The 18018-nt window shown below is 50.9% G+C and carries 12 protein-coding genes; 2 read left to right on the top strand and 10 right to left on the bottom strand.

Translation table 11 applies throughout. From position 1 onward, the window contains the following. Positions 1-145: 145 nt before the first annotated feature. Complete coding sequence (locus tag QT231_RS11645) at positions 146-397, top strand: hypothetical protein (RefSeq protein ID WP_308337026.1); 252 nt, start codon at positions 146-148, stop codon at positions 395-397. A 498-nt stretch (positions 398-895) separates the two neighbouring features. Here QT231_RS11645 and QT231_RS11650 read toward each other — a convergent pair whose 3' ends face one another. The 9 genes from QT231_RS11650 to hutI all read right to left on the bottom strand — a co-directional run bounded on the left by QT231_RS11650 (position 896) and on the right by hutI (position 14904). Further along, positions 896-3328 carry an SIR2 family protein gene (locus QT231_RS11650; protein WP_308337027.1) on the bottom strand — a complete coding sequence of 811 codons (2433 nt, stop codon included), beginning with the start codon at positions 3326-3328 and terminating at the stop codon, positions 896-898. Between the two features lie 118 nt (positions 3329-3446). Beyond that, on the bottom strand, positions 3447-4229 hold the full coding sequence (locus tag QT231_RS11655; protein ID WP_308337028.1) for a hypothetical protein: 783 nt from the start codon (positions 4227-4229) through the stop codon (positions 3447-3449). Positions 4230-4506: 277 nt separating this feature from the next. Further along, the gene (locus QT231_RS11660; RefSeq protein ID WP_308337029.1) at positions 4507-5907 is read right to left on the bottom strand and encodes a hypothetical protein; all 1401 of its coding nucleotides are present in this window, start codon (positions 5905-5907) and stop codon (positions 4507-4509) included. 1310 nt (positions 5908-7217) lie between these two features. Next, entirely contained in the window at positions 7218-7502 is a 285-nt protein-coding gene (locus QT231_RS11665; RefSeq protein WP_308337030.1) for a hypothetical protein, read from the bottom strand. Positions 7503-7889: 387 nt separating this feature from the next. Beyond that, positions 7890-9236 carry a Na+/H+ antiporter family protein gene (locus tag QT231_RS11670; RefSeq protein WP_308337031.1) on the bottom strand — a complete coding sequence of 449 codons (1347 nt, stop codon included), beginning with the start codon at positions 9234-9236 and terminating at the stop codon, positions 7890-7892. Between the two features lie 92 nt (positions 9237-9328). Further along, positions 9329-10864, bottom strand: coding sequence for a histidine ammonia-lyase (gene hutH, locus QT231_RS11675; RefSeq protein ID WP_308337032.1), 1536 nt, complete (start codon positions 10862-10864; stop codon positions 9329-9331). A gap of 111 nt (positions 10865-10975) precedes the next feature. Then, positions 10976-12655, bottom strand: coding sequence for a urocanate hydratase (gene hutU / locus QT231_RS11680; protein ID WP_308337033.1), 1680 nt, complete (start codon positions 12653-12655; stop codon positions 10976-10978). Between the two features lie 82 nt (positions 12656-12737). Continuing rightward, the gene (gene hutG, locus QT231_RS11685; protein ID WP_308337034.1) at positions 12738-13700 is read right to left on the bottom strand and encodes a formimidoylglutamase; all 963 of its coding nucleotides are present in this window, start codon (positions 13698-13700) and stop codon (positions 12738-12740) included. Next, positions 13690-14904, bottom strand: a complete 1215-nt coding sequence (hutI, locus tag QT231_RS11690) for an imidazolonepropionase (RefSeq protein WP_308337035.1) — start codon at positions 14902-14904, stop codon at positions 13690-13692. Before hutI ends, hutG begins: the two co-directional genes overlap by 11 nt. A 310-nt stretch (positions 14905-15214) precedes the next feature. Here hutI and QT231_RS11695 point away from each other — a divergent pair, with 310 nt between their 5' ends. Next, entirely contained in the window at positions 15215-16537 is a 1323-nt protein-coding gene (locus QT231_RS11695; protein WP_308337036.1) for a YjiH family protein, read from the top strand. Positions 16538-16614: 77 nt separating this feature from the next. Here QT231_RS11695 and hutC read toward each other — a convergent pair whose 3' ends face one another. After that, on the bottom strand, positions 16615-17328 hold the full coding sequence (gene hutC / locus QT231_RS11700; RefSeq protein ID WP_308337037.1) for a histidine utilization repressor: 714 nt from the start codon (positions 17326-17328) through the stop codon (positions 16615-16617). Positions 17329-18018: the final 690 nt, after the last annotated feature.

Below are 18018 nucleotides of genomic sequence, written 5' to 3' on the forward strand. Positions count from 1 at the left end.
AGGTGGCCTAACCAAAACGCTTGAGTGGGATTGAGTTCGCGGCTCATGATGATCTCCAAAATTAAAGAGACCATCAGTGTGATCAGCCAACGTTAAGGTGGGTAGATGGGTTTTATGGCGCGCTTACGAAGCGGACGAGATCGAAGTGCTCTCAATCCTCATAGAGAAATACGAGGACAAACACTTTCCCATCGGGCCGTCTGATCCTATTGAGGCGATCAAATTCCGCATGGAGCAGCAGGGGCTAACGCCGCGCGATCTTGAAGCATACATCGGCTCTAGCGGACGAGTTTCAGAGGTGCTGAACCGTAAGCGAAAACTCAGCCTTCGCATGATCAAGAACCTGCATGAGGGGCTTCGAATCCCTTATGAGAGCTTGATGAGTCAGGCCGCTTAATTATTCAGCCCCGCATTCATAACACCATGGTTTAAGACTAGTGGGCAACCAAAGGGAGTGATTGGCGTCCCTGGCAGGAGTCTAAACACAAATATAACTATATGAAATTTAACCAATTATATCTGAAAATAAAAAAACGATATGCCATTAGGTATACCACAGCCCCATCCGCGACCCACTAACCACTCAACGTTGAGTAAAATCTATCGCTGAGAGTTCTACTTGTGACACATATGGGCTGCTTACGGCCGAGGCTGTGTGAAAACGCTTGGAGAACCTAGGCCGGGCTAAAAATGATCAAAAAATGAGCAACCTCGCTAATTTTGAGTCATCTTCATTGGAAAACTTTTCCGGATTTCGCGTATGAACGCTAAATTCTGGACGGCTGAAGAGTTTTCACACAGCCTCGGCCATGAGCGGACTTTCAGTGAGTACTGATATAACGCATTTACAGCAGGCTTGGAATGCAGCGGAAAACCAGTCAGACAATTTGCGCTGTTAAGGCTTTTCAAGCTCTTCTGCTAACTCCGACTGATACTTTGAAAATAGCCTCTCGAATAAAATTATTGATGTCGTAATTTCTGGGTCACCTAGCCGGGTTTCTGCCACTTTAAGGTTTCTCATTGAATCTTCAAAGACTCCTGAATCATGAGATCTTCTATATATTTCAATACCTACATCACAATATGTTTTTAAAATATTCTTGTTATGCTTATAGCGATCTATAGCTTTAACAGCTTTCTCCCTCGCCATTTCTAGAATAGCCCTGCGATCTTCATCGAGTATGCCAGAAGTTTTTTCTGCTCGTGCCAATAAGAGAATAATCTTGAATCGCTCTAAAGGGCCTTCAGTACCAAAATCATTTTCAAAAAGTCTAATTTCAGTTTCAGCTTTCTCTAATTGATTCACATCGATTAGATACCGGATTAACCTATGTCTTGGAACTCTCTCTCCAGGCACTATAGATATCATTTTTCTCAACAATTTGTTACGAACATGTTTATCAGGGAATCGACTTATACCGGAGTCGAATGAACAAAGCTGTTTGATTGTCCTGATTTCAACATCGTACGTAGGAATTATGTTATCTATAACCATCTCGAATAATTTGTAATATTCCTTCTCATCAGGCATTTTATATTTTGTAACAATATCTGTAATTACTGGATGACGTCCTTTCCACCCATAAATCCCTTCACGTTCACTTATTGTGTATTCATGAATAATATCGACCAAATTCACTAAGGAGGCAGCAACAGATTCTGAGGATATACCTAGCAATCTTATAACCAGCTGCCGATGAACATTTACCCCCGCGCTCTCCATAGCTGACACAAGTCTATAGATCTCCCGCAAATTATCGTCTAATTCTGCATATTCACGTAACACAATATCGTCGAATTGTTCGGAGGCAAAAATGTTCTTTAGGCATACAAATGTATCTGATTCACATTTGGCTATAAGCCTTCTTTTTCTTTCCGTTCTAGAAAATCCAGAGAAACTGTTTTCAATAAGAGGTTGCAAGTCTGAATGGGATTCCACTAAAGCTAATAAACCTTCCACCTCTGAATCATCCAGCTTTTTTAATACAAACTCTTTTCCCTTCAAGAAAAAATTCGGAGTTTTTACTCTAGGGTGCCAATGATTTCTCGTTGATGTAAGAATAATTTTTAGGTGGCTGTTTTCGTCAGCGGACAGTAGGTCAACGAGATTGTTTATTTCAAATAAATGATTATGAGCATCATCAATAAAGAGAATTCCATTCTCTTTTCTTTTAGCTAAATCTTTGGCGACATCCCGCCACTCTTCATAAAGCACTCTATGGCTGCCTTTATGCTCCCAACAGTGCCTTCCACTATCCTTTAGCCTTAATATAGTTTTTCGTGCAGTTGTACTTTTCCCCATTCCACTGGCTCCAAGCAAACAAATACACAAAATGTTTTCTGAATTAATAGTCGACTCCAATTCTTTTGTTATACTCCTATCAAATGTAAGCTTCGCTTTAATGTCCGAATATGTGGCGGGCCAGCCTTGAAACATTGCACTTGCATTTTTATCGATGTTTTGTAATTCATCATCGACTCTAAGGGTGACAGGCTGCAAAATACTTTTGTTATCAAGAGGGTCGCCCGTAGAGGTATACACCAAGGGACTCGGTTCATTTCGTTTTTGAAGCTCAATAAAGAAGTCGTCAACACTTCCAAATGATACTTTCACGCCTCTACGTTCAAATAGAGCTGCTCGACCCTCGTCTTTTGTATATAGAACTAAGTTTATGGAAGCAGGGGAATAGGAGTTGTTATTGATTGAAATGGCTCTGCTCACTAAATCCTTGATGTGCTGGTCAGCGAGGGAATAACCTATAATAACCACACATCCTCCATTTAGATCGTGTTTAAAAGCGTCCCATAATGTTTCACGATATTGGGATGTATTATCATAGTCAGCTTCAGAAATTATCAATCTGCTTGAATTTCCATCTGATATGTCTTTATTAATACACCCATGTAACTTGTATAGTTTCGTTGCTTCTGGGTATCGCTGTTCTCTGAAATCATAATTGGAAGAAATTACAGAAAGAGGCTTGTCTTTCTTTTCATATGATTGCTCGATCAACCTATCATAATTTGTTGTATATATATTTTTCCAGCTGTACAAGGGAAGATTTAACAGTGCTCCTGTAACATGTATTTTGGTGAACATTTTGCGTAGGCAACGAATCAAATCGGCCCTAGATCTCTTTTCTTCGGCCAGACTAGTAATCTCGGTAAGCGAATACCCCTCTGCATCTATATTGAAGTCCTTTGATACCGAATCTATAACTTTCAAAACGCTAGGTGCACCTGAAGGGATTGATGAACCCGAGCCAAAGAACAAGACTGTTTTTGATGGGTCAATCCCTTCAATCATTTCTGGTAATAAGATACTCATAGATATCCCTATATATAAATTTGAGTCTAATAATGGCTCGTCTGTCCCTTAACTCCGCGCACAACGGCGCGAGCGAAGCGAGTGCCCGTAGCCCTAGGAGTGATTTGTTTACGCTTTGTTATGTGTCTCTATTTTCACGATCAATTGTCCGCTTAGTAAACGCTTCAAGGTTCATCTGGTCGTCAATTCTTATCTCGTCTGACCAAATTTCCAAGTTAAAATAAGCATTTCGAAAATCTTCCCATTCCAGAGGCGAAGCATCAAACTCCTGCAAGCTCCTTGCATAATCAAATAATTTCCCTACCAATGCGTAAAGTTCTCCGAGCCGATACAAATACGAAATCAAATTATGCTTCTCTGGGCTTACATTAGTCTCATCACGCGCCCTGATAATGAAGTCTCGTATCCTGGCATCATGCACTTGCAACTTTACTAGTATATCTGACAAGTACTCGCCCACATCAGGTTCAGAATGCTTAATGCAATTTCCGAATACGACTTTATATTCGCGTGGCAGTACCGGCAAAACGATGTCTTGATTTTGGTCAACCGGTAATTCCCATCCAGTGATAAACACCGAAGCGGATTCCTTAAAATAGGAAACTAGTTCACTTAATGCTTCAGGAAGAAATGCTTTTGAAGCAAGAAACTCTCTCTCTCTTTGTTTATCTGCATTGAACCTTGAAATATTGAACGCAGTAACACTAGAAATAAAAGCAAGCATCCCTACATTGAGACCTTGCCAGCGATCCCAAACGTCCTGAACATAATCCCATTCTCCACCACCGTCTATCCAAGGAAATATGAGCATACATATAAAGTAGAGTCCGACAGCTGGAAATCCTATCCAGTTGAGCAAATCCACTAGTCGCTCTGCTTTCAAAATTCCAATTCGCCTCATATATTTCCTCGGAGTTTGAGAGTCAGGACACATAACAGCCTGTTAGATTTCCAATCTTATGATTGAACAAACATGTCGGCACGTTTATTCGACAAATGCAGCCTGAAAAATCCACGCTAACCCTATAACATACTGTGTATTAGTTTTAACTAGGCTCTGTCATTGAGAATTCCAGCACCTGCTGCATTTCCAAGTGGTCGTTTTGGGTCGATGGCGTTTCGGGCTGATTCGTAGCTCTAGCGGAAAAACGGCTCCGTTGAAGCAATGGTTATTCTTCTTAGAACGGCATTTCATCTTCGCTCTCTTCGTCCTCTTCTTTTGGAGCAATGTATTGGTCAGCTATTAGCTTTTCCCGCAGCGTGTTATAAGAGAACCCTCTTCCTGAAATTCTTTCCCAGAAATCTATCCAAAGCACTCGATGATTTACCGGCGCCGCTTTAGTCTCAGTGTAAAGGCTAGAAAAGAATGTACCAATCGCGCCAGCGTTCAGCACTTGATTAATACCGTGCGAACCAGTATTTTCTAGTGCACCTTTAAAAACATCTTTTAAGTCTCTGTCATTGAAAGTTGAGCTAATGGGTAGTAACAGCTGGTTTCCTCTAAACTCTGCCGAATTAAAACTGAGCGACTCAGCAAACAGATAGATAGACTTATCTTTAAAAAATACCGATGGGTAAGCTGCTATAACTTCGGCCATCTCAACATTGCTTAAGCTATCTATTTTTTCAAAAATTTGGCTTCTTATTTCTACGTTTAAATCAACAAGCCTGGCAACTTGATATCTTGAAATATCATCAGAGTCCATAGCATTAATGAGACCTTCGATACGTATCCTTTCTGCATGTTCAAGTTTATCCCAGAGCTCACTCCTCAAATTCAGGAATGGGAATATTCTTTTTAGCCGCGTATCGTTCGCTTCAGATAGCATGTCCACAAGTATATTAGATACAACTTCTTCATAAACTGCAGGGTACATTCTTTGTATAACACTCAAAGAAGCCGACAAACGGTTTAATAGCTCCTGCGAAATGCCCGTCTCGTCACGAAATATTCTCTTTAGAATGATGATAGCTAGGTTCCTCACACCACTATCCTTTACTCTTCCTAAATTATTCTCTGACGAAAGCAAGGTAAAAGCTTTTTCCTCACTTTCTGGAAAAGAGGGCTCGTTAATTAGTTCGTACATTCTTTGAACAATTACCTTTCCCTTCACCGGCGGATGAACTAGAAGGTAATTTGCCGACTGAACGATGTACGCTAGAGCTAATTCAGCAGGAGGTGAGAATTGACTACCATCATCTGAAAATGTCGGATGTGCGCATATATTTCGATCATCTCTTAAGCGTTCTAAATGTGACTTTTCGATCATTGAAATAAGCTGCAGTTCATCACAAGCAATATTGAGTAAGTTTCTTTCAAAATCCAGCATTGCTCTTGGATCATCAGGTCGAATTTTATCAAGCTGCTGCTCCCATTTTTTCGCTGCTGAGTCTTCACTAAGGCTCAGCTCTCGGATCTTTTCGATTATATCTACACACACGGCAATCCATGTTGCGATCAGGGATGCTCTGTATGCGCCTGTCCGGTATGCAGCAATGGCTTCATTTAGGTAGTTTTTCGCATGAACGTTACGAACATTCTGAATCAATTCGTCCAAGTTGCTTAGATGTAATCTCAAAAATTGTCCTCTAGAACACGAGTGCCATTTCAGTCATAACAGATATTGGATGGAAAGCTTCGATATTGAATGAACGCGTCTGCTCTCTTTGCCGGGAAGCCCGCTTTGGGCCGATCGCTGTTTTGACGGTTCCAGATTCATAAGAACTGAATGGTTCGGGAATCAATCCATGATAATCCCCCAGCATCACCAGCGGGTTGTTGGTGATTTGCAGATCATGGTTGCAAGTGAATTGATACCCATAACCCTACGACCCCACTTTAATTATTTTTAGCAGTATTGCTCATTCCCTCACATCTGCACAACCCCATCACATGCGACTTTAGACCATCCTACCTCGTCTCGTTCTGGAAAACCCCGGCATAACTAGGAATTATCAGGAATGCCTTTTTCAACTATCGGCCAGCTGATAGTTTAGGTTTAGGATTTCAATATCCCCCTAGCTTGTTGAAAGTGCATGACCCCGCATGAATTCGCATAATTTTCATGCACCCATTTTTCACCAGCCAGCCCAGCAGTGGCGCGGCTTGGCGGCGGGCGCAGGGGTGCATAAAAACCACTACATTTAGCGCGCGGGCGGGGCGGGGTGTCGAGTGCGCGGCGTGGGACGCGGCCGGTGTGGGGGTGGATGGTTGGCGACATCGCCGCATGAAGCCCTGCAGGCGCTTGTTTAAGGCTGGCCGCCCTTCCCCTCCTTACCCCTGCCCTAACACACCAACGCCCCGCACAAAGGCGGGGCGTTGGTCACTGGCTAGCAAATAGTTGGGGTTAGGCTTGCGCGTTATCAAAATCGTCCAAGCTCGGTACATACTCCATTTGCAGCGGTGCTAGGTTTGGCTCTTGCAGGCAGTGTTGGTTCGGTACCACTGGGCGTCGTTCCGACGCCATCCGCGGGTGCCTATGAACGCTCGTTGAACTCGCGTTCTTCGTTACCGCGCGCTACGGGTATGTGCACGAAGCTAAGTCGGTGGGTTTCGCAGCGCGTGGTAAGCCTACGGCGCACCCACGGGAGCAGCGCGCAGCGGTGCCGGGGTTTGGCTGAAGAGCACTTGGGCGTCGTTCCGACGCCTCCCGCGGGTGCCTCATACGCTCGTCCCTCGCGTGATTCGTTACCACGCGCTACGGTGTGTGCACTGACTTGATTTGGGTGGATTTCGTAGCGCGTGGTAAGCCTACGGCGCACCCGCGGGAGCAGCGCGCAGCGGTGCCGGGGTTTGGCTGAAGAGCCCTTGGGCGTCGTTCCGCCGCCACCCGTGGGTGCCTCATGCGCTTACCTCGCGAGATTCGTTGCCACGCGCTAATGCCTTGTCCTAACCATCGCAAGCACAGCCTCTCGGTTGATGGCAGGTATAGTTACGGCTAATGCATGAGTTACCGCATGCTTTTCCTTTGGAGCAGGTGCGACAGCATCCGCCCTGAGCAAATAAAAGCTCTTCGGGTATCGTATCAAACACTAGGTCACACTCGGTTTCTTCACCGCTCACGATAAGTTCGGCTTGGGTTACCCATTCACCAGACATGTCGGGCGTTTGTTCAGCGCTTGCCACACTGGCGAAACATAGCGCCAGCATCAACATCATTGCTTTGATAAGCATGGGCTTTCCCTTTAATTATTATTCGTCGCTGCAGTATGGGGGTGAGAGCAATATCTACATAGCTATTACGCATCAACGCAGGCAAATACTTGCCCAACACACATCATCACTAGATGTTAAAGAGAAAAGGCAGGGGGAATAATTCGCAGATAGCCCGTTGGCGTACCTCGCAGGAGTCTAAAAAATCACATAACAACATGATTTTAAATAATTTAATTTAAGAAAACGAAATATCCCAACTCATATCTCAGCTTCATCATTTGCAACCCGCCTACCTGCCTAACACGCCAACGCCCCACACAAAGGCGGGGCGTTGGTCATACACGGGCAAAGGGTTAGATAACGCTGTCGTCGTAATCGTAATACGGGCAGAGCCCTTCAACTAATTTAAAGCACCATGGCAGCAACCCAGCCGAACACAATCAGCGGGATGTTGTAGTGCAGGAAGGTAGGCACCACGCTATCCCAGATATGGTCATGCTGCCCATCGGCATTGAGGCCTGCGGTGGGGCCCAGGGTGGAGTCTGAAGCGGGTGAGCCAGCGTCGCCCAGGGCGGCGGCCGTGCCCACCAGTGCTACTGTCGCCATGGGTGAAAAGCCAAAGCTCAAAGCCAAAGGCACATAGAGCGAAGCAATAATGGGAATGGTCGAAAACGAAGAGCCAATGCCCATGGTGATAAACAGCCCTACCAGCAGCATAATCAACGCGGCCAACCCTTTATTGTCACCGATAAGCTCGGCTGAACTCGCCACCAGCCCTTCCACCTCGCCACTGGCTTGCATCACACTGGCAAAACCTGCCGCAGAAATCATGATAAAACCGACCAGGGCCATCATACGCATCCCCTCGGTAAAGATACCGTCCTGCTCATGCCAGCGGAAAACGCCACTCATGGAGAGCAAGGCAAACCCGAAGATACCGCCCAGCACCATAGAGCCCGTCATTAGTTGCACGGTGACCGTACCTATTAGGGAAATAACCAACATGGCCTTTTGCCATCCGGCAAGCGAAAGCGCAGCTTCCTGGGGTGATCTATCCCCATGGGCCAGCTCACGATCTTGGTAGTCACGTCCCTTGCGGTAACTCCAAAACACGGCCACCGCTAACCCTAGTGCCATTCCACCAATGGGAATCGCCATCGCCAGTGGCACCATTTGACGGGTCACTTCCAATCCCAGCGCCGCGCCGCTTTCGTTGAGGTTGGCGAGCAGTATGTCATTCAGGAATATCGCCCCAAACCCAACGGGCAGTAACATGTAAGGCGCCGTGATACCGAAGGTAATCACGCAAGCCACCAGTCGCCGGTCAAGCTTTAGATGATTCATCAGCTTTAACAGCGGCGGTACCAGCACTGGAATAAAAGCAATATGGACAGGAATCAGGTTCTGCGAGCTGACCGCCGCGGCTAACAGCGCCGCCAGCAGTGTATAGGTGACCGTGCGGCGGCTACCCCCGGACTCGTCTAGCTGGAAGCGTCTAATGGCCCGGCTGGCCAGCAGCTCGGTGATACCAGAACGGGATAAAGCGACGGCAAAGGCGCCTAACACCGCATAAGAGAGCGCGATGGTGGCGCCATTGCCCAGCCCCTCATTAAAGGCGTCAAGGATCTCGCCAATAGGCATGCCCGCATACAACCCACCTACCAGTGTGGCGACGATAAGCGCAAACACGACTGAAACGCGCGCAAGACTCAAGCCGACCATCACCAGGATAGCCAGAACGATAGCATTCATGAAAAGCCTACTTTGTTGTTAGATGGTAAATAGTGCGTTCCCTATGGCCTTGGGTCGTCCCAGCCTAGCGCCATAGGGAAGCATGAAACGCCTTAATGCTGGCTTGGCAGCGTATGCGGGTGAGCCAGCGGGGTTAGCGTACGCTCGCGTATCAGGTCGCTAGCGGCTTCGATATCCGGCGCGAAGAAGCGATCCTGTGTGTAATGGGTGACTCGGGCACGTAGCAGTTGCCTGGCTTGCTCTAGCGGCTGGGTGGTGGTCAAACCCTCGCGCATGTCCAACCCCTGGCACGCCCCTAACCATTCGATGGCCAAGATGCCGCACACGTTCTCGGCCATTTCCCACAACCGCTTACCGGCAGCCGGCGCCATGGAGACATGGTCTTCCTGGTTAGCCGAGGTAGGCAGGCTGTCGACACTATGGGGGTGCGCCAAGGCTTTATTTTCACTTGCCAGGGCGGCGGCGGTGACCTGGGCAATCATAAACCCGGAATTGACCCCGCCGTTCTCGACCAGAAATGGCGGTAGCTGGGACATGTGTTTATCCATCATCAAGGAGACACGACGCTCGGCAAGAGAACCGATCTCGGCGATGGCTAACGCCAGGTTGTCAGCGGCCATGGCCACCGGTTCAGCATGAAAATTACCGCCGGAAATAATGTCATCCTGTTCGGCAAATACCAGCGGGTTATCAGAGACCGCGTTGATTTCCACCGCCAGCACCTCGGCTGCCTGACGGATCTGCGTTAACACAGCGCCCATCACCTGCGGCTGGCAGCGCAGTGAGTAGGGATCCTGGACTTTATCGCAGTTGGCATGGGAGTCGCCGACGGCACTGCTTTCACCGAGCAGATGGCGATAAGCGGCGGCCGCGTCAATTTGGCCACGCTGGCCACGCACCTCATGAATGCGGGCGTCGAAGGGTGAACGTGACCCCAGGGTGGCTTCTACGGTTAGCGAACCGCATACCGTCGCCGCCGCAAACAAGTCTTCAGCATCGAAGAGCCCCCGCAAGGCATAGGCGGTGGATACCTGGGTGCCATTAAGCAGCGCCAGGCCCTCTTTGGGTGCCAGCGTGATGGGCGCCAGCCCAGCTATTTCCAACGCCTTTTCGGCGGAAATCCACTCCCCCTTATAGCGTGCTTTGCCCTCGCCCAGCAGCACAACACTCATATGCGCCAGGGGCGCCAAGTCACCGGATGCCCCTACTGATCCTTTCAGAGGAATATGCGGATACACCTCGGCATTGATCAGTGCCACCAGGGCATCCAATACCTCACGGCGGATGCCGGAGAAGCCCCTCGCCAAGCTGTTGACCTTAAGCACCATAATCAAACGCACCAGGGCGTCGTCTATCGCTCTTCCTACGCCAGTGGCGTGAGAAAGCACCAGGGAGCTCTGTAGCGATTCAAGGTCTTCATTGGCGATACGGGTCTGGGCCAATAAGCCGAACCCCGTATTAATGCCGTAAACCGTGCGGTTCTCGCTGACGACCCGGTTAACGCAATCGACGCTTCGCTGGATATCCGCATTAGCGCTTTCCGGTAACGTAACAGGCACATGCGCTTGATGGATCTGGCGGGCCTGGGCAAGGGTCATTTTGCCAGGCTGAATTTCTAGATGTTTCATTTGATCGCCTTTAGAAACAGGAAGGTGGTCACCCCACCTTCTTCGTTGCCGTCTATTTTAGTTGTTACTGTTTTAGCTGTTACTATTTTAGATGTTGTAAGTGTGCGGGCTTTACGGATTAACCATCGGCAAATCAAGACCGTTTTCCTGGGCGCACTGCTTGGCGATGTCATAGCCTGCATCCGCATGGCGCATCACGCCGGTGCCCGGGTCGTTGCGCAGTACACGGCCTAGGCGGGTGTGGGCATCATCGCTGCCGTCACACACAATCACCACGCCAGAGTGCTGGGAATAACCCATACCTACCCCACCGCCATGGTGTAACGACACCCAAGTGGCACCGCCTGCGGTGTTGAGCAGCGCGTTGAGCAGTGGCCAGTCGGAGACAGCGTCAGAACCATCCATCATCGCCTCTGTTTCACGGTTGGGGCTGGCAACGGATCCCGAATCAAGGTGGTCGCGGCCAATCACGATCGGTGCTTTTAATTCGCCACTCTTGACCATTTCGTTGAAGGCTTGCCCGAGGCGGGCACGATCTTTAAGTCCCACCCAGCAAATGCGTGCTGGCAGCCCCTGGAAGCTGATGCGCTCGCGCGCCATGTCGAGCCAGTTATGCAAGTGCGGGTCGTCGGGAATGAGCTCTTTGACCTTCTGGTCGGTCTTATAAATATCCTCGGGATCCCCCGAGAGCGCCACCCAGCGGAAGGGGCCAATGCCCTGGCAAAAGAGTGGACGGATATAAGCTGGCACAAAGCCTGGAAAATCAAAGGCGTTGGCAACCCCCTCCTCCATTGCCATCTGGCGAATGTTATTGCCGTAATCAAAGGTGGGGACACCCATCTTCTGGAAGTCGAGCATCGCTTGCACATGCACCGCCATCGATTGTTTGGCCGCCTTCACGGTGGTTTCAGGCTCGGACTTGCCGCGGGCCACGTACTCCTCCCATGTCCAGCCAGAAGGCAGGTAGCCGTGTAACGGGTCGTGGGCGCTGGTCTGATCCGTGACCATATCCGGCTTGACGCCGCGCTTGATCAGCTCCGGCAGCACATCGGCGGCGTTACCGCACAGGCCGATAGAAATAGCCTTGCCTTCGGCGGTATAGCGTGCAATACGCGCCAGGGCGTCATCCAGGTTGTCAGCCTGCTCATCCAGGTAGCGGGTACGCAGGCGGAAGTCGAGGCTCGCCTGCCGACACTCAATATTCAGCGAGCAGGCACCGGCCAGCGTCGCCGCCAGCGGCTGGGCGCCGCCCATACCACCAAGCCCGGCGGTCAGAATCCAACGCCCCTTGAGTTCACCGTCGTAATGCTGACGACCCGCCTCAACAAAGGTTTCATAGGTGCCTTGCACAATGCCCTGGGAGCCGATGTAGATCCAAGAACCCGCCGTCATCTGGCCGTACATCATCAGGCCTTTGCGATCTAGTTCGTTGAAGTGCTCCCAGTTAGCCCAGGCGGGTACCAGGTTGGAGTTGGCGATCAACACCCTGGGCGCATCTTTATGGGTTTCGAAGACACCAACGGGTTTACCCGACTGCACTAGCAGCGTCTGGGTATCTTCCAAGCGCTGCAGCGTTTCGACGATTTTGTCGTAGCACGCCCAGTCACGGGCAGCGCGACCGATGCCACCATAAACCACTAAATCCTCGGGGCTTTCAGCCACATCCGGATGAAGGTTGTTCATCAGCATGCGAAGCGGCGCTTCGGTCAGCCAGCTTTTACAGTTGAGTTCAGTACCGGTCGGCGCAATGATCTTACGTGAAGCATCGTGACGTTTATCGTTGGTTGGCATGGCGTCATTCCTTGTGTTTCTGTTCGTTATTCGTTGGTCTAGAGGTGTGCCCTGTCAGTCATCCAGGGCTAGCTTTCGAAATTCAGTTATCTAAGGTCAGCAAATGCACGAGCCGCGCCGCCGCTCTGGCGGTACGGCCGTCGATATCCAGGCTGGGGTTAAGCTCTGCCAAGTCCGCGAGGCGCAGCTTGCCACTGTCACGCACCGCTTCAACAAGCGGCTCTATCAAGGCAAGCGAAACACCCCGGGCGGCGGGCGCACTCACGCCGGGGGCTTCGGCAGCAGGCAGCACATCCAAGTCGATGGTCAGGTAAAGGTGGTCGCATTTGGCGATGAAGCGCTGCACGTCTCTGACGATAGAATCCAGGCGTAGCGCTTCGATCTCGCGATCTTCACGAATCAATGTTCCGAGCGCGTTGGCGCGCTTAAACAAGGCGCGCGTATTAGCAGCGCGGCTTACCCCCAGGCAGGCGTAACGAAACGACCAGCCGTGTTTTTGGCACTGATCGGCTATCTGAGAAAAAGGCGTGCCTGAGGAGCGAATATGCGCTGGATCACGCAAATCAAAGTGAGCGTCCAGGTTGATGATGCCAATCCGCGGAGCAGACTCTTTTGAAGCTGACGCTTCTGGCATAGAAAACTGCGCCAGACCAAGCCAACTGGCGTAGGCCACTTCATGCCCGCCACCCAACACAATGGGCAGATGGCCAGCGGTTAATAATGCCGTCAGGCGATCAGCCAGCGCCTGTTGCGCTGCCTCTAACCCATCACCAACACAGCGCACATTGCCAGCATCGTAAGCAGGCGCAGTGCGATGCCAAGCCAACGGCGCCAGCGCACGGCGTAACGCATTCGGGCCTTCAGCAGCGCCGGTGCGGCCCTGATTACGCGCAACACCCGCATCACTTTCGAAGCCCAGCAGTGCACACCCCGGCGCGGCGTTGTTGGTTAACGGCTCAATACGCTGGTGCCAGCGGTCACTATCGGGCTCAGGATCAGTGCGCCCCTGCCAGAGCGACATATCAATAGACGTATTAGCGGCCATGGGTTAACTCCCCCTGATAGACGCGCTGCCTTAGTCGGCCTGGCTGCACCGCGTAGGCCAGTTCAGCGGGTGTCTCAATATCCCAGATGCACAGGTCAGCCACCGCGCCTTCGTGAAGCTGTCCCTCTCCTTTCAACCCTAGCGCGGCAGCCCCATTGGCGGTCATGCCTGCCAACGCTTCCTGGGGCGTCATGCGAAACAGCGTGCAGGCCAGGTTGAGCATTAACGTGGGCATAAATATTGGTGAGCTGCCAGGGTTGGCATCGGTCGCTACCGCCATGGGCACGCCCGCGTCGCGCAGCCCTGCAATAGGCGGCTGCTGGGTTTCACGCAGGGTGTGGAAAGCACCGGGGAGAATGACGGCCACGCTGCCTGCTTCGCGCATGGCAGCAATACCGGCGTCATCAAGATACTCAATATGGTCAGCAGACAGTGCACCGTGGCGGGCAGCCATCGCAGCGCCCCCCAGGTTCGAGAGTTGCTCGGCATGCGCTTTGATGGGTAAGCCATGAGCCTGCGCTGCTTTAAAAACTCGCTCACATTGCGCTACCGAAAAGGCGATCTTTTCACAAAAGACATCGACGGCATCGGCCAACCCTTCCGCCGCTGCGGCAGGAATCATTTCATTGCAGACCAAATCGATATAGCCGTCGCTATCGTTCTCATACTCCGGCGGTAAGGCATGGGCGCCTAACAGGGTCGTCAAAATCCGCACTGGAAACGCTTCACCTAAGCGCCGAGCGACCCGCAGCATCTTCAGTTCATTAGCCACGTCCAAGCCATAGCCCGACTTGATCTCGACCGTGGTAACGCCATCCTTAATCAGCGCTTCAAGACGTGGCAAGGCGGCATTGAAGAGCGCCTGTTCACTCGCTTCCCGGGTCGCAAAAACGGTACTCAGAATGCCTCCGCCACGCCGCGCAATCTCTTCATAACTGGCGCCTTCCAAACGCGCCTCGAACTCATCAGCGCGTGCGCCGCCAAAAACCAGATGCGTATGGCAATCCACCAGACCGGGCGTCATGACGACGCCCCGCCCCATATCTTGGCAACCCTCAGCCTGTGACTCATCGAAGCCATCCATGGGCGTCATGGTGACAACACGCTCATCTTGAGTAATGACGGCCATGGGCTCCGGCAACGTTTTCAGCCCATCGAAGACACTGATATCGCGCCAGATATAGCGCCGTTTGTTATTAGCCATGGAGGTCTCCTTGGAGCAAACATAATGTATATACAATTAAGCCCATACCGGTTTCCTTCGTCAAGCCGTGAACTAAGCAAACAGGCACTAAGAAATGTCTAAAAAAACACCGAAAAGTGGTTAAAAACCATAAATAACAATTAATTATGTTAATAACTCATCAAACAAAAGATCATATAACACCCACCCTACTAGACTAATGTCTACTGCTAGGTGCTATGCGCAAAAGCTGTATGGGGTTAGCTTATTGTATATACATAAAACAAACCCAAGTCATCAGAACGATAACCACACAATTAGAGGCCTCGCCATGCACCCCATAGACCCGCCCACCAAGCAGCGAGCTAGCGCTGCCACTATCTTTAAACTGTTTGTGCCTAGCGCTCTGGGCATCCTGATCTTTTTTGTTCCCATTGAGCTAGGCGGGCGAAGCACTATCCTGCTTGACCATATGGTTACAGGACTGCGCTCATTGATGGGCGAATACAGCGGCATCTATGCGTTAGTTATGATCGTGGCGGGCGCCGCCTACCCCCTGCTTAAAGGCTATTGGCGGCGAACAGTGACCGAAAGCATTTTCACGGTGCTGAAAATCATGGGGGTCGTTGTCGCCGTAATGGCGTTAACGGGTTGGGGCCCAGCGTTTCTGCACGAACCGGACATGCTGCCCTTCCTGTTCGAGAAACTGGTGATACCGGTAGGTTTAATCGTACCGATTGGTGCCATTTTCCTGGCACTGTTGATCAGCTATGGGTTGCTGGAGTTGATTGGCGTACTGGTTCAGCCGGTAATGCGGCCTATCTGGCGTACCCCTGGGCGCTCGGCAATCGATGCCGTTGCTTCTTTTGTGGGTAGTTACTCGATCGGGCTATTGATTACCAATCGAGTTTATCAAGCGGGACAGTATTCAGCGCGGGAAGCCGCCATCATTGCCACCGGTTTTTCCACGGTGTCGGCAACGTTCATGATCATCGTGGCGCGTACGCTGGATCTGATGAGCATCTGGAATTGGTACTTCTGGCTCACCCTGGTGATTACGTTCATCGTCACGGCCATCACGGTTCGGCTGCCGCCTCTGGCAAGCATGGATGACCAGAAGCGTGACGGAGAACCGGAGGCAATCGCGGGGAAACGCTTGAGCACCGCCTGGCAAGCAGGAACGGAGGTTGCCGCCAACGCGCCCAGCCTTCATCGCAGCGTAGCGCTCAACTTTAAAGAAGGGTTGATAATGGCCATCAGCATCCTGCCGTCGATCATGTCGGTAGGTTTAATCGGGCTACTCATTGCCAAGTACACGCCGTTATTTGAGTGGTTGGGGTGGCTGTTTTATCCCTTTGTCGCCATTTGGGGGCTAGACGACGCCGCGGCGCTGGCCCAGGCATCTGCTTCTGGGCTTGCGGAAATGTTCTTACCGGCTCTACTGATGGCCGAGGCCGAATTCGTCGCCCGTTTCGCTGCAGGCGTGGTGTCAGTCTCCGCCGTACTGTTCTTCTCTGCGTCGATCCCCTGCATTCTCTCTACCACTATTCCGCTTTCGGTAGGCCGCATGCTAATCGTGTGGTTCATCCGCGTTGCCTTAAGCTTGCTACTTGCGGTGCCCGCGGGCTACCTGGTTCAGTCACTGATTGGTTGAATACCCGCATTAACGACCAATCACGAGGTCGAAGGAACCGACCTCGCTGGGTTTTTCGCTGGGTTCTTAACATCGATTTAAGCGGTTTTTCGTTGCAGGGAGGAACGTAACTTATAGCGATCGCCAGGGTGAATCAGGCGCGCATAGCTAATCAAATGCTCATCAGACCAGGTACGCCGCACCATGCTCAAACAGGGCGTCTGGGTATCAATACTTAGCCATTTTGCCGTTTGCTCATCCACGAGCACCGCTTCAACGATGTGCTCCATATCCGTCATGGGGCAGGCGGCGACCAGCACCTCATTCGGCGTATGGCGTGAAAAATCGGTGTCCAGATAATCAGGCACCCAGCGCGGGTTAACGTAGCGGTTCTCAAGCTGAATCGGAATGTCATTCTCATGGTGCACCAAGAGGGTATGAAACACCCGACTCCCAAGCCGCACGCCTAACCGCAGCGCAACTTCATCATCGGCCTCAATCGCCTCTTGGGTGATCACCTTATTGCTGTAACGATGCCCACGCGAAAGCACTTCTTCGGCAATGTTGTATACCTCCACCAGAGAGGACTCAACCTTACGGTCGGTAACGAAGGTGCCGACTCCGGATTGACGCACGAGGTACCCTTGCTGCACCAAATCTCTAATGGCTTTATTGGCCGTCATCCGGCTCACGCCAAAGTCTTTCGCCAGCCGCTCTTCCGTAGGTATCTGATGATTCAGTTGCCAATCACCGCACTGAATCTTATCCAGCAGATGTTGACGGATCTGCTGGTAGAGAGGAGGACGCGTCATGAAGCTCCTTTTCGATTAAGACCGTTTGTCTATACAGATATCATACATCTTACTAGCCTTGGTTTCTGGATTCATAGAATAACCGCAGCACTCTGGATAATGGGTCGGAATTTGCCGAGCACAGGAAAGACCTATTTTTGCGACCCGCACCGCTCATGCCAGCGTGCGCCAATGAAAACACCACTGGTCTGATTTAGCGGTTTTTTTATGCCACAGTGACAATATTAGGCATACCACAGCTTGAAATCCCCGCCACCCGAGGGCTCGAGTTCAAATGCTGGAGCTTTTCCATATCGCCAGGGTTGGTTGTCCGTGGTCGAGAAACCACTTACGTAAGGCTTTTTTAGGTTGTCGGCAATCTCATTACACATACGCCCTCCTTCCGCGGGAGCCTCATTCGCTCGTACCTCGCGAGATTCGTTACCACGCGCTACGGGTATGTGCACTAAGCTGAACCGGTGGGTTTCGTAGCGCGTGGCAAGCCTACGGCGCACCCGCGAAAGCAGCGCGAAGCGGTGCCGGGGTTTGGCTCTTGCAGGCAGTGTTGGTTCGGTGCCCCTGGGCGTCGTTCCGACGCCATCCGCGGGTGCCTACGAACGCTCGTTGAACTCGCGTTCTTCGTTACCGCGCGCTACGGGTACGTGCACTAAGCTGAATCAGTGGTTTTTTGTAGCGCGTGGCAAGCCTACG

Origin of the sequence: Halomonas sp. SpR1, assembly GCF_031010175.1 — a bacterium.
GTDB lineage: Bacteria > Pseudomonadota > Gammaproteobacteria > Pseudomonadales > Halomonadaceae > Vreelandella.

What these genes read in the sequence shown, in the direction of transcription:
- QT231_RS11650 (WP_308337027.1), bottom strand. Translation starts at nt 3,328, where the DNA reads ATGAGTATCTTATTACCAGAAATGATTGAAGGGATTGACCCATCAAAA.
- QT231_RS11655 (WP_308337028.1), bottom strand. Translation starts at nt 4,229, where the DNA reads ATGAGGCGAATTGGAATTTTGAAAGCAGAGCGACTAGTGGATTTGCTC.
- QT231_RS11665 (WP_308337030.1), bottom strand. Translation starts at nt 7,502, where the DNA reads ATGCTTATCAAAGCAATGATGTTGATGCTGGCGCTATGTTTCGCCAGT.
- QT231_RS11670 (WP_308337031.1), bottom strand. Translation starts at nt 9,236, where the DNA reads ATGAATGCTATCGTTCTGGCTATCCTGGTGATGGTCGGCTTGAGTCTT.
- hutH (WP_308337032.1), bottom strand. Translation starts at nt 10,864, where the DNA reads ATGAAACATCTAGAAATTCAGCCTGGCAAAATGACCCTTGCCCAGGCC.
- hutU (WP_308337033.1), bottom strand. Translation starts at nt 12,655, where the DNA reads ATGCCAACCAACGATAAACGTCACGATGCTTCACGTAAGATCATTGCG.
- hutG (WP_308337034.1), bottom strand. Translation starts at nt 13,700, where the DNA reads ATGGCCGCTAATACGTCTATTGATATGTCGCTCTGGCAGGGGCGCACT.
- hutI (WP_308337035.1), bottom strand. Translation starts at nt 14,904, where the DNA reads ATGGCTAATAACAAACGGCGCTATATCTGGCGCGATATCAGTGTCTTC.
- QT231_RS11695 (WP_308337036.1), top strand. Translation starts at nt 15,215, where the DNA reads ATGCACCCCATAGACCCGCCCACCAAGCAGCGAGCTAGCGCTGCCACT.
- hutC (WP_308337037.1), bottom strand. Translation starts at nt 17,328, where the DNA reads ATGACGCGTCCTCCTCTCTACCAGCAGATCCGTCAACATCTGCTGGAT.